The organism is Nocardia crassostreae, assembly GCF_001613405.1.
GTDB lineage: Bacteria > Actinomycetota > Actinomycetes > Mycobacteriales > Mycobacteriaceae > Nocardia > Nocardia crassostreae.
This window is the reverse complement of sequence record NZ_BDCH01000023.1, coordinates 25,881-48,872: the sequence shown is the minus strand read 5'-3', so window position 1 is coordinate 48,872 and position 22,992 is coordinate 25,881. Positions and strand designations below refer to the sequence as shown.

Annotated in this window: 20 protein-coding genes; 11 read left to right on the top strand and 9 right to left on the bottom strand. The window is 67.4% G+C overall.

The features are described 5' to 3' along the window. Positions 1 to 39: 39 nt before the first annotated feature. Both NC4_RS23705 and NC4_RS23700 read left to right on the top strand, forming a co-directional pair. The gene (locus NC4_RS23705) at positions 40 to 1,368 is read left to right on the top strand and encodes a polysaccharide pyruvyl transferase family protein (RefSeq protein WP_067542656.1); all 1,329 of its coding nucleotides are present in this window, start codon (positions 40 to 42) and stop codon (positions 1,366 to 1,368) included. Between the two features lie 15 nt (positions 1,369 to 1,383). Then, the gene (locus NC4_RS23700; protein WP_067542093.1) at positions 1,384 to 2,220 is read left to right on the top strand and encodes a glycosyltransferase family 2 protein; all 837 of its coding nucleotides are present in this window, start codon (positions 1,384 to 1,386) and stop codon (positions 2,218 to 2,220) included. Here NC4_RS23700 and NC4_RS23695 read toward each other — a convergent pair. Continuing rightward, positions 2,217 to 2,852 (bottom strand): MspA family porin, encoded by a 636-nt coding sequence (locus NC4_RS23695; protein ID WP_084529710.1) that lies wholly within the window; start codon positions 2,850 to 2,852, stop codon positions 2,217 to 2,219. The genes NC4_RS23700 and NC4_RS23695 overlap by 4 nt on opposite strands. A 112-nt stretch (positions 2,853 to 2,964) precedes the next feature. Continuing rightward, the gene (locus tag NC4_RS23690; protein WP_067542090.1) at positions 2,965 to 4,059 is read right to left on the bottom strand and encodes a transferase; all 1,095 of its coding nucleotides are present in this window, start codon (positions 4,057 to 4,059) and stop codon (positions 2,965 to 2,967) included. A 14-nt stretch (positions 4,060 to 4,073) separates the two neighbouring features. On the opposite strand from NC4_RS23690, the gene rfbC reads away from it, so the two are divergent. Further along, complete coding sequence (gene rfbC, locus NC4_RS23685; RefSeq protein WP_067542650.1) at positions 4,074 to 4,640, top strand: dTDP-4-dehydrorhamnose 3,5-epimerase; 567 nt, start codon at positions 4,074 to 4,076, stop codon at positions 4,638 to 4,640. Here rfbC and NC4_RS23680 read toward each other — a convergent pair. From NC4_RS23680 to NC4_RS23665, 4 genes are read right to left on the bottom strand one after another with little or no spacing between them, the layout of a single operon-like run. After that, positions 4,624 to 5,652 (bottom strand): NAD-dependent epimerase/dehydratase family protein, encoded by a 1,029-nt coding sequence (locus tag NC4_RS23680; protein ID WP_067542644.1) that lies wholly within the window; start codon positions 5,650 to 5,652, stop codon positions 4,624 to 4,626. The two genes, rfbC and NC4_RS23680, sit on opposite strands and share 17 nt — an antisense overlap. A 2-nt stretch (positions 5,653 to 5,654) precedes the next feature. After that, the gene (locus NC4_RS23675) at positions 5,655 to 6,323 is read right to left on the bottom strand and encodes a PIG-L deacetylase family protein (protein WP_157555149.1); all 669 of its coding nucleotides are present in this window, start codon (positions 6,321 to 6,323) and stop codon (positions 5,655 to 5,657) included. Next, the gene (locus tag NC4_RS23670; protein ID WP_067542088.1) at positions 6,302 to 7,084 is read right to left on the bottom strand and encodes a glycosyltransferase family protein; all 783 of its coding nucleotides are present in this window, start codon (positions 7,082 to 7,084) and stop codon (positions 6,302 to 6,304) included. Before NC4_RS23670 ends, NC4_RS23675 begins: the two co-directional genes overlap by 22 nt. Beyond that, positions 7,081 to 8,313, bottom strand: coding sequence for a class I SAM-dependent methyltransferase (locus NC4_RS23665; protein WP_067542085.1), 1,233 nt, complete (start codon positions 8,311 to 8,313; stop codon positions 7,081 to 7,083). The genes NC4_RS23670 and NC4_RS23665 overlap by 4 nt, the downstream gene beginning before the upstream one ends. 517 nt (positions 8,314 to 8,830) lie before the next feature. Between NC4_RS23665 and NC4_RS23660 the strand changes: the two genes are divergently transcribed. From NC4_RS23660 to NC4_RS23640, 5 genes are all read left to right on the top strand, one after another. After that, positions 8,831 to 10,342 carry a sugar transferase gene (locus NC4_RS23660; protein ID WP_067542082.1) on the top strand — a complete coding sequence of 504 codons (1,512 nt, stop codon included), beginning with the start codon at positions 8,831 to 8,833 and terminating at the stop codon, positions 10,340 to 10,342. Between the two features lie 92 nt (positions 10,343 to 10,434). Continuing rightward, positions 10,435 to 11,670 carry a cytochrome P450 gene (locus tag NC4_RS23655; RefSeq protein ID WP_067542079.1) on the top strand — a complete coding sequence of 412 codons (1,236 nt, stop codon included), beginning with the start codon at positions 10,435 to 10,437 and terminating at the stop codon, positions 11,668 to 11,670. 12 nt (positions 11,671 to 11,682) lie between these two features. Further along, complete coding sequence (locus NC4_RS23650; protein ID WP_067542076.1) at positions 11,683 to 12,411, top strand: TetR/AcrR family transcriptional regulator; 729 nt, start codon at positions 11,683 to 11,685, stop codon at positions 12,409 to 12,411. Positions 12,412 to 12,529: 118 nt separating this feature from the next. After that, the gene (locus tag NC4_RS23645; RefSeq protein WP_067542073.1) at positions 12,530 to 12,793 is read left to right on the top strand and encodes a hypothetical protein; all 264 of its coding nucleotides are present in this window, start codon (positions 12,530 to 12,532) and stop codon (positions 12,791 to 12,793) included. Beyond that, complete coding sequence (locus NC4_RS23640; protein WP_067542070.1) at positions 12,790 to 13,203, top strand: hypothetical protein; 414 nt, start codon at positions 12,790 to 12,792, stop codon at positions 13,201 to 13,203. Before NC4_RS23645 ends, NC4_RS23640 begins: the two co-directional genes overlap by 4 nt. Positions 13,204 to 13,405: 202 nt before the next feature. Here the strand turns inward: NC4_RS23640 and NC4_RS23635 are convergent, their stop codons facing one another. Then, positions 13,406 to 15,595, bottom strand: coding sequence for an MMPL family transporter (locus NC4_RS23635; RefSeq protein WP_067542641.1), 2,190 nt, complete (start codon positions 15,593 to 15,595; stop codon positions 13,406 to 13,408). Between the two features lie 91 nt (positions 15,596 to 15,686). Between NC4_RS23635 and NC4_RS23630 the strand changes: the two genes are divergently transcribed. Then, positions 15,687 to 16,085 (top strand): nuclear transport factor 2 family protein, encoded by a 399-nt coding sequence (locus NC4_RS23630; protein WP_067542635.1) that lies wholly within the window; start codon positions 15,687 to 15,689, stop codon positions 16,083 to 16,085. Here the strand turns inward: NC4_RS23630 and NC4_RS23625 are convergent. Beyond that, positions 16,062 to 17,459: a threonine/serine exporter family protein gene (locus NC4_RS23625; protein ID WP_218021280.1), complete on the bottom strand. Its 1,398-nt coding sequence runs from the start codon at positions 17,457 to 17,459 to the stop codon at positions 16,062 to 16,064. The genes NC4_RS23630 and NC4_RS23625 overlap by 24 nt on opposite strands. 133 nt (positions 17,460 to 17,592) lie before the next feature. On the opposite strand from NC4_RS23625, the gene NC4_RS23620 reads away from it, so the two are divergent. Together NC4_RS23620 and NC4_RS23615 are read left to right on the top strand one after the other, a co-directional pair. Next, positions 17,593 to 19,512 (top strand): acyl-CoA dehydrogenase family protein, encoded by a 1,920-nt coding sequence (locus tag NC4_RS23620; protein WP_067542067.1) that lies wholly within the window; start codon positions 17,593 to 17,595, stop codon positions 19,510 to 19,512. A gap of 274 nt (positions 19,513 to 19,786) precedes the next feature. After that, entirely contained in the window at positions 19,787 to 21,064 is a 1,278-nt protein-coding gene (locus NC4_RS23615) for a nitric oxide synthase oxygenase (protein ID WP_084529709.1), read from the top strand. Between the two features lie 10 nt (positions 21,065 to 21,074). Here the strand turns inward: NC4_RS23615 and NC4_RS23610 are convergent, their stop codons facing one another. Beyond that, positions 21,075 to 22,859, bottom strand: coding sequence for an arabinofuranosyltransferase AftB family protein (locus NC4_RS23610; RefSeq protein WP_067542060.1), 1,785 nt, complete (start codon positions 22,857 to 22,859; stop codon positions 21,075 to 21,077). Positions 22,860 to 22,992 lie beyond the last annotated feature (133 nt).

The following is a 22,992-nucleotide window of genomic DNA, read 5'->3' as shown; positions in this document are numbered from 1 at the left end:
GGACTACCGGCGTGGCCGGGTTCCGGAAGGAATCTCGAGTTGGGGACATCTGGCGCGGGGGATGGTGCCGGGTACCGGATACTCGTCGACAACGGCGAGTACTGGTTACGCAATCGCGGGGATATCGCCATGATGGTGATGACCGTGCAACGGCTGCGCGAACGCTGGTCGGCCGCGCGTATCGGCATGCTCACCGATCAGCCACGGGTGCTGCGGGCCGTCCTGCCCGAGGCGGAGCCGGTCTTCGCGGCCGCGGGCGGGTACTGGGGCAGAAGCGGTATGGCCGGACAGGTCGACGCCCTGGTCGGAACGAAATTCGTGGGCCCCGCGGCAGTGCAGTGGCGGGCCGCGACCGAGGTGCCCAAACATCATCTGCGCGGTGCGCGGCAACAGGTGCGCACCCTGCTCAGCGGCGAACGGGAACCGGAGCCCTCCGGTATGCCGCCGCTGCCGCCCCCGCCGCGGGCGGTCGAGACCGCCTCGCTGGTGATCGCACAGGGCGGCGGATATATGACCGATGTCGATCTGTACCAGGCGCATCGCACGCTCAACCTGCTCGACAAGGCGCAACGGCTCGGGATTCCGACCGTCATGCTCGGGCAGGGGCTCGGGCCCATGCGGAATCCGGAACTGCTGCGCCGCGCGGCCGAGGTGCTGCCCGGCGTCGGCCTCATCGCGCTGCGCGAGGGCGTGCGCGGGCCCAAACTGCTGGCCGAACTCGGCGTACCGGCGGAGTCGGTGGTGGTCACCGGTGACGACGCCGTCGAATTCTCCTATCGCATGCGGCGTCCGGAGATCGGCGGGGATCTGGGTGTGTGCCTGCGCATCGCGGACTATTCGAAGGTCAGCGATTCGGCGCGCGACACCCTGGGCGCGGTGGTGCGGGCACGGGCCGAGGAGTTCGAGGTGGCGCTGGCGCCGCTCATTATTTCCGAGTACGACTCCGAGGACCGCACCTTCACCCTGCCGCTGATGGCGGGCGCGCCGCGGGTGCGGCCGGTCATCGGCCGGGCGGGCAGTGCGGAGGAGGTCGCCCGCCAGGTCTCGCGCTGTCGGGTGCTCGTCACCAGCGCCTATCACCTGGCGGTATTCGCGCTCTCCCAAGGTATTCCGGCCGTCGCTGTAACAGCCTCGCAGTACTACGACGACAAGTTCTATGGGCTGGCCGACATGTTCGGCGCCGGATTGCGGATCGTGCACTGCGACGTCGACAACCTGGAGTCCGAACTGACACGCGCGGTTCGGGAATTATGGGCGTCGGCGCCGGAACTGCGGGATACGCTGCAGCAGAAGGCAGTCGAGCAGATCGACGCCGACCGCGCGGGTCTGGAACGGGTGTTCCGGCTCGTGCCCGCCGCTGCCGACTGACCCGCAGGGGGAACCATGACCAACTTGTCGGTGTGCGTACCGGCCTACAATTCGGCACGCACGCTCGAAACCACGCTGCGCTCGATTCTGGCGCAGGACACCGAGTGCGAGGTGCTGGTCCTCGACAATGCCAGCGCCGACGAGACCGGGACCATCGCCAAATCCTTCGACGATCCGCGGGTGCGGGTGCATCGCAACGAGGCGACGCTGCCGATCGGGGAGAACTGGAACAAGGCGGTATTCCTGTCCAGCGGGCGCCTGGTGAAGGTGGTGTGCAGCGACGATATCCTCGTGCCCGGTGCGCTGGGGAAACAGCTCGAGGTCATGGGGGACAACGGGATCGCGATCTGCTCGGCCAAATTCGAGGTCATCGACGAGGCGGGCGAGGTCGAGGAGACCGGGCTCGGGCTGCCGGATCTGCTGGGCCGTCAGGATGCGCGCACGCTCATGCGCACCATTGTGCGGCGCGGTCCCGCCGATTTCGGGCCGACCGCGGCGGCGGTGTTCCGGCGGGCGGATTTCGACCGGGTGGGCGGCTTCCGCGGGGATCTGGTCTTCCCGATGGACGTGTACCTGTTCGCCCGGGTGTGCGCCTTCGGCGACTTCTTCGGTATGCCGGAAGTGCTTGCCGCCTGGCGTAATTCGAGTTTCAACCTGTGCAGCAACACCTCCACGGTCAGCAAGCTGACCGAGATGCTGCGCTTCCATCACCGGCTCGGCTCGGAGTATCCGCAGTTCGTCGGCCGGGGTTCGGTCCTGGGCGGCGATTTACGGCTGGCGCGCGCGGCCGCCGAGCGGGTCCGCATCCGGGCGACGGCCACTGTCCTCCGCCGCCCGGAACTCCTGCGCTAAATGGTCCAGAGCGGACCGTAGGTCACGACGGTGTCGCCGCCGTCGCTCACCACGGCGACCCACGGGCGAATGGTGACCTGCCCGATCACGCCGCTGACCGTGCCGTGGAAGCCGGACATCTGAATGAAGCCCTCACAACCCGAGATATCGCCGCTGGCGGCCTCGACGGTCTGGATGCCCGGGCCGAAGCCGACCGACAGCTCCACGCCGACCTGCGGGATGAGCTGGCCCAGATTGACACTGGGGGTGTCGTCGAGCTCGAGGCCGAGACTGGGACTCCACCACTGGAAACGGATCTTGCCGTCCAAGGTGGCGGGATAGCCGACCTGATAGCCCAGGGTGATCTGGCCCGACCACTTCTTGCAGTCCGCGCCGGACACCTGGTTCGAGGCGCGGCCGTCATGGAACCATTCGCGGGTCAAGGGATTGCCGTCCAGCGGCGCCACGAAGTTGATGCGCGTATCGGATTGGATCGCCTCCACCGTGCGGTTCTGCCGGTCCACAATGGAGTTGGAGCTGTCGATGCCCGCCCCGGCGGGGCTGGCGCCCAAGGCTAGGCCGACGGTGAGGGCCGCCGTGACGGCCATGGTGCGCGCGGTGGCGCGGGTACGGATGTACTGCGAACGCTTCATGATGTCCCCATTCCCTCATCAGGTATTGCGTCGCGTAATGACTACGCGTACAAGAATTCCCCTACCAACAGTTGATTATTCTAGGCCGATCGGCCATCAATGACATTGACAGTCAAGGACCTTCGGGAGGATCCACAATCCACCTCCCCTCCAACCGGGGCCACCGCGACCGCACTTCGGGCAATAGATCGGGCAGCGTGAGCAGCACCCGATCAGGTTGTGCGGCAACCAGTTCCGTCGGGCTGATGATCGGAACATCGGTGCCCGGCATGCGGCGGCCCTGTTTGGCGGGGGAAGCATCGGCGACGGCGGTCAGGACGGTGGAGTCCACGCCCGTCAGGTGGAACAGCGCGACCGCCCGGGAGGCGGCTCCGTAGGCGTAAACACTGCGGCCCGAGGCGTTTTCGCGGTCGAGCCAGGAACGCAGGGCGCGCGCTTGGTGATCGGCGGCGCGTTGCAGCCGCCCCACCGTTTCCGGGTGTACGACCGCGGATTCGGCGGCGAGGATGCGGGCGATCGCCGCATCCGGCGTGATCGGGGGATGGACCACGGCGACGAGAACGGTTCCGCCGTACAGATCGAACTCCCACGCCGTCGCGAGGTGCATTCCGCAGTCCTCGAGCAGGCCGCGCAGGGCAGCCAGCGAGTAGTAAGCGAAATGGCCGTGCCGCAACGCATTCCATTGCCCCTGGCGGACAATGGCGTGCAGCGAATGGAACTGGAGCAACAGCACGCCCCCGGCCGCGGTGGCGGCCGCGCGCGCCGCGAAGGCGGCGCGCTGATCGGGCTCGTGCATGATGCCGAAACAATCGATCACGACATCGGCGGGCGCGGTGTCCTCGGCGGTCTCGGTGAAGCCGCGCTCGGCGAGCAGCGGCAGCCAGCTGCCGCCGTGCGGACTGCCGAATTCCCGCACGGTGCGCCCGGGCAGCCACCCCGCCGCGGCCACCCGGCGCAAGGCGTCGGCGGCCTGATCGCGCAGGGCCTGCGGCTCCACGCCGCGGGGTTCGGCGGTCACGGTGTCGTCCTCGGCCAGCTGCGCCAGCTCGCAGCTCCCGCACAGGTCCATGGCCAGCGGATGCAGGGTGTCGGCGACCGTGCCGATGGCCGGAAAGTCGTCTGCCGCAGGCATTTTGCCGAGATCGCGCACCCGGTGCAGGGTGTGCGCGCCACATGCGCGACATCCGCGCGCCACCGGCGCCCTCATGGCACCATGACCTGGTGCGCATCGAACCCACCACGCTGGCCGACGTGCTGGTGCTGACCCCGCAGCCCTTCCGGGACGGCCGGGGCCTGTTCACCCGGACCTTCGACGCCGAGGAGTTCGACGCCTTCCTCGACACCCCGGGCCTGGCCGCGAGCTTCCTGCAGGATTCGCAGTCGCGGTCCTACCGGGGCGTGGTGCGCGGTATGCACGGGCGGCTGGGGCGCGGTGAGGCCAAACTGGTGCGCTGCGCGCACGGCGCGGTGCACGACGTGCTGGTCGATATCCGCCCGGATTCGCCGACCTTCGGGCGGCAGCAGGCATTCCTGCTGGACGACAACGACTTCCGGCATCTCTACGTGCCGCCGGGCTTCCTGCACGGCTTCCAGGCGCTGAGCCCGGTGGCCGACGTCTGCTACCGCATCGCCCGGCCGCACGATCCCACCGAGGACATCGGCGTCGCCTACGACGATCCGGAACTGGCCATCGCCTGGCCGCAGCCGGTGACCGTGGTCTCCGACCGGGATGCACACGCGGGCTCCTGGCGCGAGCTCCTCGACCGGCACCTCAGGCCCCGATCCTGATCCGGCGCAGCTCGTCGTCGAGGACGCCGGATTCCTTGAGCGCCGTCAGGTGCGCCAGCCGGGTGAAGCGCTGGAAGAACGCCTCGGCGGTGAGCCCGCGCGCGGTGTACTCGCGGTACAGCTCCGCCGCGCCGTCCGGAATGCTCCAGCCCGCCTCGAAACCCAATTCCTTACGGGCGTAACCGAAGTCGACCCGATAGGAGCGCGGGTCGGCGCCGCTCTCGCCGGTGATGCGCAGGGTGGACCCGGGTACGGCATCCACGACCGCCCGCGCGATCTCGGCCACCGTGAGGTTATTGGCCTCGGCGCCCACGTTGTAGGCGCGGCAGTGGATGGCGTCGATGGGCGCGGTCAGGCAGGCGTCGAAGGCGGCGGCGATATCTCGCGCGTGCACCAGCGGCCGCCAGGGCGTGCCGTCGGAGAGGACCTTCACCTCGCCGGTGAGCACCGCGTAGCCGACCAGATTGTTGAGCACGATATCTGCGCGCAGCCGCGGCGAGAAGCCGAAAGCGGTGGCATTGCGCAGGAACACCGGGGCGAACCCGGCATCGGCGATGGCGGCCACATCGTCCTCGACGCGCACCTTGGATTCGGCGTACGGGGTGAGCGGGCGCAGCGGTGCGTCCTCGGTGACCAGCCCGTCGCCCGCGGCGCCGTAGACCGAGCAGGTGGAGGCGTACAGGAAACGCCGCACCCCCGCCTGTTTGGCCAGCTGGGCCAGCCGCACCGACGCGTGATGATTGATGTCGTAGGTGATCTGAGGCGCCAGCGCGCCCAGCGGATCATTGGACAGCGCGGCCAGGTGCACCACGGCATCGAATCCGGATAGCTGATCGACGGTCACATCGCGCAGATCCACCGCGAGCGCGGGTGGGGCGGGCGGGGCGTCGCCGAGTACGCAGTCGGCGAAATAGCCGGTGTCCAAACCGATGACCTCGTGCCCGGCGGCCTGTAGCTCGGGCACCATGACCGTGCCCAGGTAGCCCTGGTGACCGGTGACCAGAACACGCATGATCATGCACCTCCGAAAGTAATGGTGGCCTTGTCGAGCAGGAACGCCTCCGCGTGCGGCGCCCGGCACTGCACGCCGCGCAGCCGGGTGAGCGCCAGGAAGGACTGCTCGTCGAACCAGTCCCGATGACGTTGCGAGGGATAGTGCTTCAGCAGCAGCGCGGCCTTCCGCTCGGCGACCCCCTCGGGCAGCGGATGGAAGACCGAGGGCTGCGGAGTGTCGTTCTCCCACTTGAGGATTTCGTATCCGAGCAGCAGGTGATCGCGGAACTCGGTGGGCGCCAGCTCGGCCAGCAAGCGGTGATCCTGATGGGCGTCGCCGCGCTGCGGGGCGAATACGGCCTCGGCATTGCTGCCGCGCCGCAGCGCCGCCACCGCATCCTTGACCCGCTCCCAGTGCGCGGGCGCGTACCCGTCGGGCACATCCAGAATGCGCAGATCCAGATCCGCGTCCGGGCAGAACGACGCCAGCGCGTCCTGCTCCTCCCGGGCCCGCTCGGTCCCGGCGCCACTGAGCACCAGCGCCCGGATGCGCACGCCGGGAACGGCTTCGGCCAGGGTCAGCAGGGTGCCGCCCAGGCCGATGGCCAGATCGTCGCAGTGTGCGGCGAGCAGTGCGATCTCCCGAATCGCGCCGGTGTGGAAACGGATCATGGCCTGGACTGCTCCCATACCATCCAGGGGCGCTCACCGCGCTGATAGCCGGAATCCAGTTCGGCGCGTTCTTTGAAGGTGTCGGCCGGTTTCCAGAAGCCGTGGTGCTGATAGCCGAACAGGCGACCCTGGGCGGCGAGCGCGCCGCAGGCGTCCTCCACCAGATCGCCACCCGGCGGCAGCAGGTCGAAGACCTCCTGGGTGAGCACGAAGTAGCCGCCGTTCTCCCAGATGGGCAGGCGCGCGACCGGGGTGATGTTCTTGACCTCGCCGGTGTCGGTCACATCCACGCAGTGGAACGAGGATTGCGGCGGCACGATCATCATCGACGCCGCGGCGCCTGAACCCTGGAAGTCGCTGATCATCCGGTCCAGCGGGGCATCGGTGAGGACGTCGGCGTAATTGGCCAGGAAGAACTGCTCGCCCGCCAGATGCTCGCGCACGCGGCGCAGCCGTTCCCCGATGGGCGATTCCACGCCGGTGTCGACGAAGGTGATGGTCCAGTCGCTGATATCGGACTGCAGCAGCTCCACCGTGCCGCCGCGAATGACGAAGTCGTTGGAGACCGACTCCTGATAGGTCAGGAAGAAGTTCTTGATATGCGCCGCGCCGTATCCCAGGCACAGGATGAAGTCCTTGTGCCCGAAGTGCGCGTAGTAGCGCATGACATGCCAGATGAGCGGGCGCGGGCCCACCATCTGCATGGGCTTGGGGATCATGTCCTCGGTGCCGTTGCGCATGCGCATTCCGTAACCGCCACAGAAGAGTACGACCTTCATTTCGCGTGCCTTTCCGCACTGTGGAGTGTCGGGAGGGGGTAGATCAGCGCGGCGCCGCGGTCCAGGACGTGCGCCAGTTGCGCGGTGATCTCGGCCTCCAGATTCCAGGGCAGGACGACCACCACATCCGGCTCGTCGTCGGTGAGCCGCTCGGGGGCGTGGATGGGAATGCGGGTGCCCGGGGTGAATCGGCCGTGCTTGTAGGGATTGCGGTCGACGGTGTACTCGAGCAGATCGGGGCGGATGCCGCAGTAGTTGAGCAGGGTATTGCCCTTACCGGGCGCGCCGTATCCGGCCACGCGTTTGCCGGAAGCCTTGGCGTCCAATAGGAATCGGAGCAGGTCCTGGCGGACGCGCTCGGCGCGGGGACGCAGTTCGAGATATCCGGCGACCTCGTGCAGACCGGCCTCGGCCTCCACGCGCAGGACCTCCGCCACGCGCGCGGCGGGCTCGGCCACCGCATCGGGCCGGGCCCACAGGCGTAGCGAGCCGCCGTGCGTCTGGAGCAGTTCCACATCGACCACGGTGAGACCGGCGGTGGCCAGGGCCCGCTGCGCCGAGAGCACCGTGTAGTACTGGAAATGCTCGTGGTAGATGGTGTCGAACTGGCCGAGCGCCACCAGGTTCAGCGCGTGGTGCACCTCGATGGAGAGCCAGCCGTCGTCGGCGAGCAGGGTGCGCAGCGAGCGGGTGAAGCCCAGCAGATCCGGTATATGGGCATAGACATTATTGGCCACCACCAGATTCGCGGGGCCGTGCTCGGCGCGGACGCTGGCGGCGAGGGTCTCGTCCAGGAAGGCGGTCACGGTGGGCACGCCCTTCTCCCGCGCGGCCGCACCGACATTCACCGAGGGCTCGATCCCCAGGCAGCCGATCTCGGCGGCCACGGCGTGCTGGAGCAGATAGCCGTCATTGCTGGCGACTTCGATCATGAAAGACGAGTCTCGCAGCGCGAGGCGTTCGATTGCCTGCTCCACGAAGAGCTTGGCATGGTTGACCCAGCTGTCCGAGAACGACGAAAAGTAGGCGTATTCGGTGAATGTCTCTTCCGGCGTGATCAGCGCCGGAATCTGCAAGAGCAGGCAGTTCTCGCACAAGCGCAGGTGCAGGGGATAAGTCTGTTCCGGAAGGTCCAGTTCGGCCGCGGTCAGAAACTTCTCGCAGGGCGGTGTCGCACCAAGATCGAGAATGCTTATCAGGTTGCTGGACTCACATAGACGGCATTGCACGCAGTTTCCCCACCTTTCACCGAGACCCGAACCACCGGAAGGTCGCTGCACTGTGGTCGGATCGGTCCGGCCTTACGTTACAACAGGTTTGACCTGCGCCCCGGCCGTCTCGGAAGGATCCGAAGGTGATCAGGGGGTGAATTTCTGCGACCCGCAGAACCGTGCGTTCGCTTGGCAAACTTACGAGTCATGCGCAATAAGGGTTACATGCTGGTTACGGTGACTGTCCAGTGCTGCCGGACCTGCGATTTTGCGAATAGGTGGAATAGGGGGGTGGAAACGGGAAACCGGTCGTTACGCTGCCCGCGACTTCCCGGAAACATTGGGGCTACGCATATTTGGCTGTTTCGGTCAGGCCGGGTGTGTAACATTCGGCACCTAGCCACCGAAGTGATCGGTGGCCCCATCGGTTGTCATGAGCCTGAAAGCCCTTGGGGAGCCGGCATCAGCCCGTTCTGTGGAACTGATCAGTGGGGATCGGAACCGAGTTCTCCCGTGGGGGAGGTGCGTTCGTTTCATGAGTTACGAAGTTTCCGCCGGCCGCACTGTGCGCGCGAGCCGGTTGCCGCGGCCGGAGCCACGTTCCGACAGGGAGCGCTGGCAGGGGGATTACGCGCGCCGATTGGCCGTGAGCGATGTGCTGGTCGTATGCCTGGCCATTGCCGCGGCCCAGATCATCCGCTTCGGCGGACCGGCCTCGCCGCCGCTCGCCTCGACCTTCCCGGTCGAGGTCGGCTACACCATGGTCTCGGTGGTGCTGGCGCTCGCCTGGTGCCTCACCCTCTCGGCCACCGGCACCCGCTCGCTGCGCGTAATCGGCAGCGGCACAGAGGAATACCGCCGCGTGGTCTCGGCCTCGCTCCGACTATTCGGCGGCGTCGCCATAGTGTCGCTGCTGCTCCGGGTGGATACCGCCCGGGGCTATCTGGCCATTGCCCTCCCGCTCGGCATGATCGGGCTGATGCTGGAGCGGCGCATCTGGCGCAGTTTCGTCGCCAAGCGCCGGGCCCGCGGCGAATACCGCACGGCCATGCTGGTGGTCGGCAGCCCGGATGCGGCGCGCGCCATGGTGGCGGCCTTCTCGCGCGATGCCGAATCCGGTTATCAGGTCGTCGGCGTCTGCACGCGGGAGGACGAAGGGGATGTCGCCGAACGTTCGCTGGAGGTGGGCGGGCGCGAGATTCCCATTGTGGGGAGCGATCGTTCGGTCATCGCGGCGGTGCGCCGCACCGGGGCGGACACCGTCGCGGTCACCGCGACCGACAATCTCGGCCCGGCCGACTTCCGGCGCATGGCCTGGGAACTGGATCCGCTGGGCGTGGAACTGATCGTCACGCCCGGGCTGGTGGATATCTCCGGTACCCGCCTGACCCACCGCATCGTGGCGGATATGCCCATGCTGCACGTGGAGAAACCGCAGTACGACCGTGCGAAGTCGATTCGCAAGGAGGTCTTCGACTTCGGCTTCGCCCTGCTGGCCCTGCTGCTCACCGCCCCCACGCTGCTCGCCATCGCGCTGGCGGTGAAGCTGGACAGCCGCGGGCCGGTGTTCTACCGCTCCGAGCGCATCGGCCGCGACGGGCAGCCCTTCCGGATGATCAAGTTCCGCAGCATGTACGCCGATGCCGACGCGCACATCAATGCGCTCATCGCGGGCAATGGCGGGAACCCGGTGTTCTTCAAACTGCGCGAGGATCCACGGGTGACCCCGGTGGGCCGGATCATCCGCAAGTACTCCCTCGACGAACTGCCGCAGTTCTTCAATGTGCTGCGCGGCGAGATGAGCATTGTCGGCCCGCGCCCGCAGGTGCAGCGCGAGGTGGATTCCTACGACGGGGTCATGCGGCGGCGGCTGCTGGTCAAGCCGGGCGTCACCGGCCTATGGCAGGTGAGCGGGCGCTCGGATCTGACACCGGACGACGCCATGCGATTGGACCTCTCGTATGTGGAGAACTGGTCCATGGTGCTCGATCTGCTGCTGATCGCGAAGACCATCGGGGCGGTCACCAGGGGCGAAGGCGCGTACTGACGCATCAAGTGAACAGGATTTACTAATACCAGTTCACAAAGCGGTGTGTGGTGTGGTTCACTCCAGTGGAACGTGTTCCAAAGGAGGTACCCGTGTCCGCGCCGTCCATCCCGTCGGGCTTCGATTTCACCGATCCCGATCTGCTCTCGCAGCGCCTTCCCGTCGAAGAGTTCGCCGAACTCCGCCGCACCTCGCCCGTCCACTGGGTCCCCCAGAAGGACAGCGGCTTCAAGGACGACGGCTACTGGGCCGTCACCCAGCTCGAAGACATCAAGGAGATCTCCAAGACACCGGAGGTGTACTCCTCGGAGGAGAACACCGCCGTCATCCGCTTCTACGGCGACATCCTGCGTGAAGAGATCGAGGTGCAGCGCTTCCTGCTGCTGAACCAGGATCCGCCCCGGCACACCAAGCTGCGCCGCATCATCTCCAAGGGTTTCACCCCGCGCGCCGTGGAGAGCCTGCGCAATGCGCTGCGCGACCGCGCCGAGCGAATCGTGCACGAGGCGAAGAAGACCGGCAGCGGCGACTTCGTCAAGGATGTCGCCTGCGAACTGCCGCTGCAGGCCATTGCCGAGCTCATCGGCATCCCGCAGGAAGATCGCGGCAAGATCTTCGACTGGACCAATCAGATGATCTCCTACGACGATCCGGACTTCGACGGTGATCACAAGGTCGCCACCGCCGAGGTCATGGGCTACTCCTGGAACCTCGCCGAGGAGAAGCGCAAGTGCCCGGTGGATCTGGGCGGCGCCGAGGACATCATGTCCACCCTGCTCAATGCCGATGTCGACGGCGAAGCCCTCGCGTCGGACGAATTCGCCTGGTTCGTCATCCTTCTGGCGGTCGCCGGGAACGAGACCACCCGCAATGCCATCACCCACGGCATGAAGGCCTTCGTCGACAATCCGGAGCAGTGGGAGCTCTACCGCGAGCAGCGCCCGCGCACCGCGCCCGACGAGATCGTGCGCTGGGCCACCCCGGTCATCGCCTTCCAGCGCACCGTCATGTCCGACACCGTGCTCGGCGGCCAGCAGATCAAGCAGGGCCAGCGCATCGGCATGTTCTACAGCGCAGCCAATTTCGACGAGCGGCACTTCGAGAACCCGCACCAGTTCAATGTGCTGCGCAACCCGAACCCGCATGTGGGCTTCGGCGGCACCGGAACGCATTACTGTGTGGGGGCCAACCTCGCCCGCCTGGAGATCGACCTCATGTTCAATGCCATCGCCGATGTCATGCCGAACCTGCGCCAGATCTCCGAGCCGGTCCGGCTCCGTTCGGGCTGGCTCAATGGCATCAAGAGCTGGCAAGTGGCTTACGAGTAAACGGAAGTACGAATGACAGAGACCAAGCGACGCGGCCGGATGCCCACGGTGAGCGATGCGGACATCCGGCGCGTCGCGCGGTCCCTTCTGGTGGAGCAGGGCCTCGATGCCATCACCCTGCGCGCCATCGCCCGGGAGCTCGGGATCACGGCCCCGGCGCTGTACCGGTACTACGAATCGCGCGAGGCGCTGGTCGCCGCCGTGCGCAGCGATGTGTGCGTCGATCTGGCCCGCGATATGGCCGCCACGCTGAACGGCATCCCCGACGATGCGGGCGTGCGGTTCTTCGCCATCTGCCGGGGTTTCCGGCAATGGGCGCTCACCCACGCGCGCGAGTTCACCCTGGTGTTCGCCTCGCCCGCGGCCGCCGGAATCGACAGCGCCATGCGGCAATTCGGCGAGCCGGTGGGGCGCCTCTTCCTGGAGGCGGCCGGACGCCTGCTCAACGAGTACGAGATCGTCACCCCGCCAACCGAACTCATTCCGGCCGAGCTCCGCGATGACCTGATCCGCTTCCAAGCGGATCTACTTGCCGTGCTGTCGGATTCGGGCCAGAAGTTCCCCGCCGAGAAGCTGGATCTGGGCGTCAGCTACGTGATGATCCAGTTCTGGGCCCGCCTGTACGGTCACGTGACCCTGGAAGTCTTCGGCAACTATCCGCTCCACGTCTCGCACCCCGATGTGCTCTTCGACGCCACCCTCGCCGATATCGGCCGCAGCATCGGCCTCGTCGGCGGCTGAGGCAGCTGCTACCTCGGGTTGACGCGCCATGGGATCCAAAGGTGATTGCACCCGGCCGCCCGCGGCGCGCCGACACACGGCAGCGCCATAGGCCTTCTATAGCTGCTATAGTATCCCTATGGCGAAGACAACGATTCAAACGAGCGTCGCGACCCGTGACAAGTTGCGGGCGCGCACCCCCGAGGGCTCCACTCTAGAAGACACGATCCTCGCTCTCCTCGCTCACGATGATGCGCGTCGCGATCGGCGAAAAATTCTGCTGGAGCAGCGCTTTGCCGAAGCCGCTGCCAATTCCGACTCTGTCGCGCGCGCCAACCGGATGGCCGACGAACTCGCACAGCTCGCACAGCTCGCACAGCTCGCCACTGACGAGGCCAAATGACCGGCTACGTTCTCGACGACACCCTGCTGCGGGCTTTAGCGCAAGGCGACGACGATGTCGCCAACCTCATCGCCAGCTTGGACGCTCGCAACGTCCGCATGGCCGTGCCCGTCAACACCCTGTTGATGGCGCAGGCCGGGTTGTCCGACGAGCAATCCGAATACCTGAACGCTGTCGTTGAACGCGTTCCCCACATTCGACTCGACGACCTCACTGAGCTCGACCACATCAGTGCCATCGCCAGGGTGGAGGCCTGGATCCGCGAACCTGAGGACATCGCTGCCGCTCACGCGCTGGCGCTGGCGAAACTGCTCGACTGTCCGATCCTCACTCTGGACTTGCAACGCTGGAAACGCCCGCAGACCGCCGTGCCCTGGCAGGTGCGGCTGATCGAGTACCGTCAGGAATGATTCGTCCTGCTCGCCGTCGAACCGCGAGCCGACTCTCCAGCAGTGACCTGCACCAGCACCTCACCCCCGGTGCCCCACAGCGACTTCCGCACACCCGAATACACCGGCTTCGACACCGTTCAGGACACCTACTGGCAGCAGGATCGCGGAATCGGCGGCTCCTTCGGCTTCAACAGCCGCGGGGCGAGCAGGGCGGCGGCTGTCATGGGGCGGTGCGAATCAGTGCCGGGCGTTCGTCGTCGAGCACCGGTTCGCCGAGGCCGACCCGTTGCTGAATGCGCTTCATCCACGCGGGCGCCCACCACACGCGGTCACCGAGCAGTTTCATGACGGCGGGCACCAGCAGCATGCGCAGGATGGTGGCGTCGATGAACAGCGCGGCGATCATGCCGTAGGCGATGTACTGCATCATCACCAGATCGGAGAATGCGAACGCGCCGGTGACCACGAGCAGGATGAGGGCCGCCGCGGTGATGATGCGGCCGGTGTGGGCGGTGCCGGTGCGGATGGCCTCCTCGGTGGTGGCGCCGCGGGCGCGGGCTTCGACCATGCGCGACAACAGGAAAACCTCGTAGTCGGTGGACAGACCGTAGATGATCGCGATGATCAGCACGAGGATATTGGACTGGATGGGCTGCGGCGTGAAGTTCAGGATGGTCGCGCCGTGGCCGTCGATGAATATCCAGGTGAGGATGCCGAGGGTGGAACCCAGACCCAGAGCGCTCATCAAGGCCGCCTTGATGGGCAGGATCACCGAACCGAAGGTGAGGAACATCAGCAGACCGGTCAGCAACAGCACCAGCGCGATCATCATGGGCACCCGGGTGAGCAGGGCCTCGATGCTGTCGTGCTGGATGGCGGGGACGCCGCCCACCAGCAGGGTCATGCCGTCGGGGACGTCGATGGACCGCAGATACTCGATGGTGGCATCGGCCTTGCCGGAATCGGCGAGAAAAGCCTTGGCGCGGTAGATCTCCGGCTGACTCACCGACCGCATGGGCAGATCGAACTTACCGGCCAGACCCGGCGCTTTATTGGCGGCATCCCAGGCCGGGCCGATATCGCTCGGCTTACCGGAGACCAGAATCAATTCCACCGGATCGGATTTGCGCAGCGGGAAGTGCACGTCGATCTGCTGCTGCGCCAGGCGAGCGGGGTTGTCCGGCGGCAGGTACTTCTCGCTGAACCCGCCGAAGGCGATGCCGCGCATGGGCAGAATCAGCAGGAACAGCCCGAGCACAATGGGCACCGCGATCTTCACGGGATGTCGCATGACCCAGTCGGTGGTGCGGCCCCAGAAGCCGCTCTCGATCTCCTCGGCGGTCTTGGTGCGGCGGAATCGCTTGAAGCCCAGCGCATCCACGCGCGGGCCGAGTACCGCCAGGGCGGCGGGCAGGATGGTGACCGCGGTCAGGGCGGCCAGGGTCACCGTCGCGATCACACCGTAGCCCATGGACTTCAGGAAGCCCTGCGGGAACAGCAGCATGCCACCCAGACTGACGACGATCATGGTGGCGGAGAACACAACCGTGCGGCCCGCCGTCATCACCGAGCGCCGCACCGCCGCCTCGGTGTCGTAGCCGTCGGCGAGCTCCTCGCGGAACCGGCTCACGATGAACAGGCCGTAGTCGATGGCCAGGCCGACGCCGATCATCGAAACCACCGGGCCGACAAAGGAGTTCACCTCGGTGACGGTGGTGACCAGGCGCATGATCCCGTTCGCGCCCGCGACGGTGAGCAGTCCGAGGATCAGCGGCAGCGCGGCCGCCACCACCCCGCCGAAGATGAAGAACAGCAGGATCGCCACCACCGGCAGTGCGAGCAGCTCCATGCGGTGCACATCGGCCGCGGCCGTGTCGTTGAGCGCGCCCGCCAGGCCCTGCAGACCGCCCACCTGCACCTTCACGCCGGGAACGTCGAAGGCGTCCTTGACCTTCCGATAGTTGTGCATCATGGCGGTGTCGTCGTCACCGCGCAGCGCGATGGCGGCAATGGCGTGCTGCCGGTTCTTCGTCGCCAGCGCCGGACCGCTGGCCCGCCCGGTCTCGGTCGGCCAGTACGCGCCGTTGATGCCGGAGATCTCGCCGGGATACTCCTGCGGCAGGCTGTTTAGATTGCCGACGATGGCGCGGCCGAGGTCCGGGTCGTCGACCGTCTTGCCCTCGGGTGCGGTGTAGAGCACCACCACGTCCACATCGTGACTGCGCCCGAAGGCCGCATCGGCCAGCCGCGAGGCCACCGCGGACTCCGAGGACGGATCATCCAACCCGCCCGAGCTGAGTTCCCCTTCGAGTCCGGAACCGTAAGCGCCCAAAGCCAATAGGCCCGCGGCCACCACGCCGATGACTCCGAACCGCCACCGGCACGCGAAATCCCCCCAGCGGGCGAACAGGTTCATGCAGCACGGTAGCAAGCAAGATCGGACTCGGCACCCGTTCCCATTCATCCAAGGCGCCCACGCGATCCGGCGGTAGCGTATGCGCATGACCGAGACGACCGCGCGGCAGGCTGCCGCCGAGAAGGAGATCCTGGCGGCACACGAGAACTGGCTGGCGGCCATTGTCGCCAACGACGCTGTGCGCATTGCCGAATTCGTCACAGCCGATTGGGTGATGGTGTCCGAGCGCGGTGTCGCGCCCGGCACCCAGTTCCTGGACCTGGTGGCCGCGGGCGAGCTCACCCATTCCGCCATGGACCGCGTCGGCGAACCGCGCATCCGGGTCTACGGCGAATCCGCGGTGCTCACCGCGCGCATCGTGAATACCGCCCACTACCAAGGCAATCGATTCGACGCCGACGAATGGACCACCGACCTGTACCTGTACCGCGACGGGCGTTGGCTGTGCGCGCTGACGCAGTTAACGAATGTCGCCCCAGCCTGAGAACTTGTTGCGAATGCCGAAGCGCTCCATGATCGCCGGGCGGCGCAGATCGCGGGCGATCCACTCGCCGAGGGTGACACCGGCGGCCAGGGCGCAGCCCACCGCGCCCGCGCTGAACAGCTGGTTGAAGCCGATCAGGGTCTCACTGTTGAGCAATGCATACAGGCCGCGGTAGACCTTGAGGCCCGGCAACAGCGGCGTGATGCCCGCGACCGCCACCACCAGCGGCGGCGTCAGGGCGCGGCGAGCCAGCAGGCCACCGGCCAGGCCTACCACGACCGCGGCCACACCGGAGGAGACCACCGGACCGAATCCCGTGTGCTGCACCAGCAGGTACACGCCGATGGCGGCCGTGCCGCTGAAGGCCGCCGCGGTCAGGGCCCGGCGCTCGGCATAACAGGCGAGGGCGAACGCCAGCGAGGTGACCGCACCCGCGAGCAGCTTGAGCGGGAGATTCTCCAGATCGCGCGTCGGCGACATATTGACGGTGGGCACCGTGAGATCGAGCCGCTCGGAGATGCGCAGCGTCAGGATGATGCCCGCGATGATGCCGCCGGTCATCATGACGACCTCGAGAATGCGGGCCGACGCCGTGATGGGAGCGCCGGTAATGGCGTCCTCGACCGCGCCGACCAGCTGTAAACCGGCCAGCAGCACCGCGATTCCGGCCGCGATGATGAGCGCCGGATCCAGTTGCAGCCCGCTGGCGAAGGTGGAGATGAGCACCGCGGGTACGGCCGCGATCGCACCGCCCACCATGTGCTGGAAGAAGAAGGGCAGACCGCGCCGGTTGAGGCGGCGGTTGGCGCGGTCGATGGCGGTCGTGGTGGCGAAACTGATCAGCGCGATGAGCAGCCCGCCATTGAGCAGCAGCGCCACCGCCGCCGCCATGAGCGCCCAGCCGAAGGTGGACCACCAGCGGTTGTACGGATGCGGCGCGGAGGTGATCTCGTCGAGCGCCGCGAGGGCCACCTCCGGGGGCAGCAGCTCCCGGCGAATGCGACGGGTCAGCCGGTCGACCGCCGCGAGCCGGGTGAAGTCGAGCGAACGGGCGTGGACCACGCTCATGGTGCTGGCGGGCGGCAGATTCGGGCCGCGATCGACGGAGATGCGGATGGAGTTGTAGGTGACGTCGATGGCGATATTGGTCAGGCCGTAGGTGGAGGCGACGAACTCGATCTGGGCGGAGGTGTCGGTGACCGCGGTACCGGCGTCGAGGACCACCTCGCCGACCCGCTCGGCCAGATCCAGGACCTGGGTCACCTTGGCGTCATCGGTGAGGTCGATGGGCTGCAGCGGCGCGGGCGCCTCGACCACGGTGTCCACGGTGGCGCGGCGCTCGGCCACCACCCGGTCGGTCAGACCGTTCAGCAGCCGCCGCCACCGTTCGCGCAGCCCGGCCGGGCGGCCTTCGAGTTCGGTCGCGAGGTCGTTGCTCACACCGAAAACGTACACGGGTGGGTGGGATCACCCGGTTGTACCGAGCGATGGCACTACTGTTTGAAGCATGGCGAGCGACGGCGATCGGACAGCGGACCACATACGCGCAGCCCTCGACGGCCCCTGGCGGGAAGTACGGGAGAAGGCGCGCGAACACCTCGACGACGAACGGCTCTACGGCGATCCCTCCCTCGATTTCCGGGCGGCGCGCGCCCGGGTGCTCGAGCAGATGCGCCTCGTCTCCACCTTCGGCTGGGCCGCCAAGGGCTTCCGGGAATCGGGCAGCGATATCTGGGATCCGGGCGCGGCCGTCACGGCCCTGGAAATGCTCGCCTACACGGATCTGTCGCTGTGGGTGAAATGCGGTGTGCAGTGGGGACTTTTCGGCGGGGCCGTGGAGAACCTCGGCACCGAGCGGCACCGGGAGTACATCGATCGGCTGCTACCCCTGGATCTGCTGGGCTGCTTCGCCATGACCGAGACCGGGCACGGCAGCGATGTGGCCAATCTGGAGACCACCGCCACCTATGATCCGGCGGCCCAGGAGTTCGTGGTGCACAGCCCGACTCCGTCGGCGCGCAAGGACTACATCGGCGGCGCGGCCGAACACGCCCGCGTGGCAGCGGTTTTCGCACAACTCGTCACCGGTGGGAAAAGCCAAGGGGTGCACTGCTTCCTGGTGTCCATCCGCGATGCCCAGGGCAAGGACCTGCCCGGCGTCACCACCTCCGACTGCGGTCTCAAGGGCGGCCTGCCGGGCGTCGACAATGGCCGGATCATGTTCGACCAGGTGCGAATTCCGCGCGAGAACCTGCTCAACCGCTATGCCGATGTCGCCCCCGACGGCAGCTACAACTCCGAGATCGAGAACCCCAGCCGCCGCTTCTTCACCACCCTCGGCACCCTTGTGCGCGGCCGGGTCAGCGTGGGCGGCGCGGCGGCGGCCGGAGCGCGGGTGGCGCTGAGCATCGCGGTCCGCTACGCCGAGCAGCGCCGCCAATTCGCCGATCCCGATACCGGCGAAGAAACCGTGCTCATGGACTACCGCAGCCATCAGCGCCGGTTGCTGCCGCTGGTGGCGCGGGCGTACGCCCTGTCCTTCGCCCAGAACGACCTGGTGCAGCGCATGCATCTGGTGCAGACCGGGGAGGACACCGAGCCGGGCGCCCAACGCGCACTGGAGAAGCGGGCGGCGGGTCTGAAGGTCGCCCAGACCCGGCACGCCACCCAGGCCATCCAGGAATGCCGGGAAGCCTGCGGCGGCGCCGGATATCTCACCGAAAACCGTTTGGTCACACTGAAAGCCGACACAGACGTCTTCACCACCTTCGAAGGCGACAATGTCGTCCTCACCCAGCTGGTGGCCAAGGAACTGCTGACCGCCTACTCCGATGAGGTCCGCGACCTCGACGCGCTCGGCTGGGTTCGCTTCGCCGCCACCATGACTCGCGATGTGGTCCGCGACCGCACCGGTGTGCGCCAGCTCATCCAGCGGCTGCGCGACCGCTCCGATCAATCCGTCGACGAAGGCGATCTGTCGCGCCGCGATGTGCAACTCCAGCTCTTCGCCGACCGCGAGGACTATCTGACCCGCACCGCGGCCCACCGCCTGCGCGCCCGCGCCAAGGAGACGGGCCCCTTCGAGGCGTTCAACAATGCCCAGGACCACATTCTCGCCGCCGGGACCGCGCACATCGAACGCCTTGTGCTGGAAGCCTTCATCGACGGCATTGCCGAGATCGCCGATCCGGGGGCGCGTGAACTCGCCGAGCAGGTCTTCGACCTGTTCGTCTACACGACCCTCGAGGACAACCAGGCCTGGTACATCATGCACCGGTTCATGTCGGTGGAGCGGGCGAAAGCCGTGCGGCGCGGGGTGAACGAGCTCGTCGACCGCCTCCGCCCGCAGGCCCTGACCCTGATCGAGGGCCTCGGCGTCCCGGAGAAGGTGCTGCATGTGGCCATGCTGGACACGAAGTCCGGCTAGAGACCGATCGGCATGATCGCGCCCGCGGACATGCCAGGAGGCTTGACTGGGAAATGCTTGCGTTTCCGGGGATGCGGTTGATCTAATCTCGGTCGCCGGTGACGGATCGGTTGTGTCGCTGGTGATTTGCCTGCGGAGGTTCTCGGCCTAATCGGCGAATCCGGGCAAATATCCGGCAGTGGCGTGCGATATTGGTCTGCGGGAAGGGGCATGTGAAGTAGGTGGTCCCGTGCACGGGGCCGCCACCGGCACAACCCATGGAGGCACCGGTTCAATGACGACCCATACCGTGGCCGCGCAGTCTGAGCTCGTCGCCGCGGCTGATCTTGTTTGCCCACACCGCAACTCACCGGCGCACGCCTTGCTGGGGCGCACTCCGGTCTCGATCGACGAGCGTGTCGAGGAGTGTCAGCGGTTCTTCGCCCAGCCCGAGTTGGACCATCTGGCGCCGGGACGCGGGGAGGACGCGGCCCGGCGGCTACGACGGACGGGGACCTATCGCCACACCCTCGACGAACTGCGGATCGGGACCAAACTGGCATGGCGCAATCACGATCGGTGTGTGGGCCGCAGGCATTGGCGCGCACTGGATGTGCGCGATGCGCGCACCGTCACGACCGCCGCCGATCTCGCCCTCGCCTGCTGGGAGCACCTGAGCCTGGCGACCAATAACGGCGCGGTGCGCTCGACCATCACCATCGGCCCGCCCGCCGATCTCGACGGTCGCGGCTTCCGCATCCTCAACCCCCAGCTCATCCGCTACGCCGGGTACCGCACCGAGCGCGGCGTCCTCGGCGATCCGGCCAATGTCGGCCTGACCGACCTCGCGCAGACCCACGGCTGGCGGGGCGCGGGCGGGCGATTCGACCTGCTGCCACTGGTGATTCAGTGTCCCGACGGCAGCGTCCAGGCCTTCGACGTCCCATCCGAACTCGTGCTCGAGGTGCCGCTGCACCACCCCGAACTCGCCTGGTTCGCCGACCTGGGCCTGAAATGGCATGCCGTCCCGGCCGTATCGAACATGGACCTCGCGATCGGCGGCCTCGACTACGCGTGCGCGCCCTTCAACGGCTGGTACGTCTCCTCCGAGATCGGCCGCAACCTCGGCGACAGCGACCGCTACAACATGCTCCCGGTCATTGCCGACCGCATGGGCCTGGACCGCAGCAGCGACCGCACCCTGTGGCGCGATCAAGCCCTGATCGAACTCAGCCGCGCAATCCTGTACAGCTACAAACGATCCCGCGTCCACCTCGTCGACCACCACACCATCGCGCGCCAGTTCGTCGACCACGTCAACCGCGAACAGGCCGCCGGTCGCGCCTGCCCCACCGACTGGACCTGGATCAACCCCCCGCTCTCCGCCAGCCTCACCCCCACCTTCCACCGCTACTACGACCCGCCGAACCCGGACATCCGCCCGGCCTTCATCCGCCGTGATACGCCGCCGCCCGTGCCCCACCCCGAATCCGCGACCGCACCCGAGGCCGCTCCCCGCCGCGCACCGTGGCGCGACGCCGTCCGCAATCTGGTGCGTTCGGGAAAGCGGTGACGGGTGAAAGCTATTGGCAGAAATGGGTTTCGGTGATGAAGGGGTCGGGGGGTATGCGGAGGGCGGTGCGGGACAGCGCCCCGGTGAGGTTCGACCAGAAGCGGCTCGGGGTCATGGGCTGGTGGACGGAGTCCATGAGTTCGGCGAGGGCGCCGCAGGACAGGGCCGCGCGTGCCGCGAAGACCTGAGCCTTGGTGACGTCCCGGGTGTCGTGCATCCGGGGAATCACGGCCGGGTCGGCGTATTGGGCCACGACCCAGGCCGTGGGGAGCCATTTTTCGTGACCGGGGCGGCCGGGTTTCTCGAGGAGGAGGTGGCCCGCCAGCGGGGAGGCCAGGCCGTTCACGTCTATGAACGTGCCCCGCAGCGGCATGACCGCCGCGGCGATTCCCATATTGTTGTAGAAGTAGCCGCTGCGGTCGGGGACGGTGGGGGACAAGGGGATCAGCCAGAGGTCGCCGTCGGCGGTCATGCGGGTTCGCATGACCAGGGTGCGGTCGGGGCGGTCGGTCAGGGTGGCGAGGGTGGCGGGGAGGGGGGTGTCCTTCCGGCGGGAATCGGCGGTGGGGTGCGGGTCGCGGTAGACCGCCGTTTCATAGCTGCGTTCATCGGTGATGCCGGTGGAGCTGAACTGTCTGCCCTCGTAGGGCGGTCCGAGGAGGAGACCGGCCAGCAGGGCCCAGGCGGCGACGAGCGCCACGCCGATCGACTCGGGGCGACGGGCGCGGGCGACGGGGGCCATCAGCAGGGGGAGCAGCAGGGCGAACAGCACGGGGACCCAGAGCCTGGCATGCATGTAGTCGCCGCCGACCGGCACCAGATAGAGGCCGAGGGCGAGGGCCGCGAGCACCGGGGACGCCATGAGCGCGGCGGTGCGGCGGTCGACCGCGGTGCGGTCGAGCATGCGGGTGGCGAGCACGGCGATCACCAGCAGCGGGATCCACAGCAGGTAGGCGCCCATGAAGTCGTTGAGATACGACACGCCCTGGGTCCATCGCGCGCTGCTCGCCTCCTTGGCCAGGGCCGGAAGCGGTACGAGAATGCCGTAGTAGCCCGCGCGGAAGATCTCGTAACCGACCGGCAGGACCAGTCCCGCGGCGCAATACGCCGCGCCGCGCCGCCACCCCGGGCGCGCGATCACCAGCGCCGTCGCGCCGAATACGGCCGCGGCGATGGCGAAGTCGGGGCGGACCAGCGGGCCCGATCCGATGATCACCATGGTCGTCACCAGATGCGCGCGACCGGACTGTTCGGTGGTCGAGACCATGAGCCACCACACGACGCCGAACCAGCACAGGCTCAGCCCGGTCTCCAATCCCGATGTGGCGTAATCGCGGAACCCGCCGACCGCGATCGGCACCAGGACGCCCACCGGCAGGAGCACGCCGGTCTCACCGCGTTGCCGATGCAGTTTCGCGCAACCGGCCAGCCCCGCCGCCAGTCCGGCCAGCGCGAGCACCAGGCCGAGCCCGACCGCCGAATCGGCGATATCACCCGGACGCAGGTAGGCGAATCCCGCGAGGACCCACACCCACAGCGGACTGGTGGCCGCCTCGGCGCGGCCGAACGGGTTGTAGTTGGGTCCCTCACCCGCCAGGATCTGCTGCGCCACGCGGACCACGATCATGCCGTCGTCGCTGATCCAGCGGCGCTGGAACGCCAGCACACCGAACAGCAGTAGTACCAGCGCGGCCGAATAGAAGGTGATTCGACCCGTCCACGCCCCGGCCGCCCTGTCGGGTATCGCGACCGCCGGTTCGGCTGAGCGTTCGGCACGGTCGATCGCCGCGGTCATGGGGTCGGGCTCCTGTCGCTCGGGTCGTGGACCGCCCGCGCAGGGGACACCACCCTCCGATTGTCGAGGGGTATGGACACGCCGGGAAGACCTGAAAACCTGGGCCCCGCAGCCCGGTCCGGCACGCAGTAGG

What these genes read in the sequence shown, in the direction of transcription:
- NC4_RS23610 (WP_067542060.1), bottom strand. Translation starts at nt 22,859, where the DNA reads ATGACCGCGGCGATCGACCGTGCCGAACGCTCAGCCGAACCGGCGGTC.
- NC4_RS23660 (WP_067542082.1), top strand. Translation starts at nt 8,831, where the DNA reads ATGAGTTACGAAGTTTCCGCCGGCCGCACTGTGCGCGCGAGCCGGTTG.
- NC4_RS23695 (WP_084529710.1), bottom strand. Translation starts at nt 2,852, where the DNA reads ATGAAGCGTTCGCAGTACATCCGTACCCGCGCCACCGCGCGCACCATG.
- NC4_RS23645 (WP_067542073.1), top strand. Translation starts at nt 12,530, where the DNA reads ATGGCGAAGACAACGATTCAAACGAGCGTCGCGACCCGTGACAAGTTG.
- NC4_RS23630 (WP_067542635.1), top strand. Translation starts at nt 15,687, where the DNA reads ATGACCGAGACGACCGCGCGGCAGGCTGCCGCCGAGAAGGAGATCCTG.
- NC4_RS23640 (WP_067542070.1), top strand. Translation starts at nt 12,790, where the DNA reads ATGACCGGCTACGTTCTCGACGACACCCTGCTGCGGGCTTTAGCGCAA.
- NC4_RS23675 (WP_157555149.1), bottom strand. Translation starts at nt 6,323, where the DNA reads ATGGGAGCAGTCCAGGCCATGATCCGTTTCCACACCGGCGCGATTCGG.
- NC4_RS23650 (WP_067542076.1), top strand. Translation starts at nt 11,683, where the DNA reads ATGACAGAGACCAAGCGACGCGGCCGGATGCCCACGGTGAGCGATGCG.
- NC4_RS23690 (WP_067542090.1), bottom strand. Translation starts at nt 4,059, where the DNA reads ATGAGGGCGCCGGTGGCGCGCGGATGTCGCGCATGTGGCGCGCACACC.
- NC4_RS23670 (WP_067542088.1), bottom strand. Translation starts at nt 7,084, where the DNA reads ATGAAGGTCGTACTCTTCTGTGGCGGTTACGGAATGCGCATGCGCAAC.
- NC4_RS23615 (WP_084529709.1), top strand. Translation starts at nt 19,787, where the DNA reads ATGACGACCCATACCGTGGCCGCGCAGTCTGAGCTCGTCGCCGCGGCT.
- NC4_RS23620 (WP_067542067.1), top strand. Translation starts at nt 17,593, where the DNA reads ATGGCGAGCGACGGCGATCGGACAGCGGACCACATACGCGCAGCCCTC.
- NC4_RS23680 (WP_067542644.1), bottom strand. Translation starts at nt 5,652, where the DNA reads ATGCGTGTTCTGGTCACCGGTCACCAGGGCTACCTGGGCACGGTCATG.
- NC4_RS23700 (WP_067542093.1), top strand. Translation starts at nt 1,384, where the DNA reads ATGACCAACTTGTCGGTGTGCGTACCGGCCTACAATTCGGCACGCACG.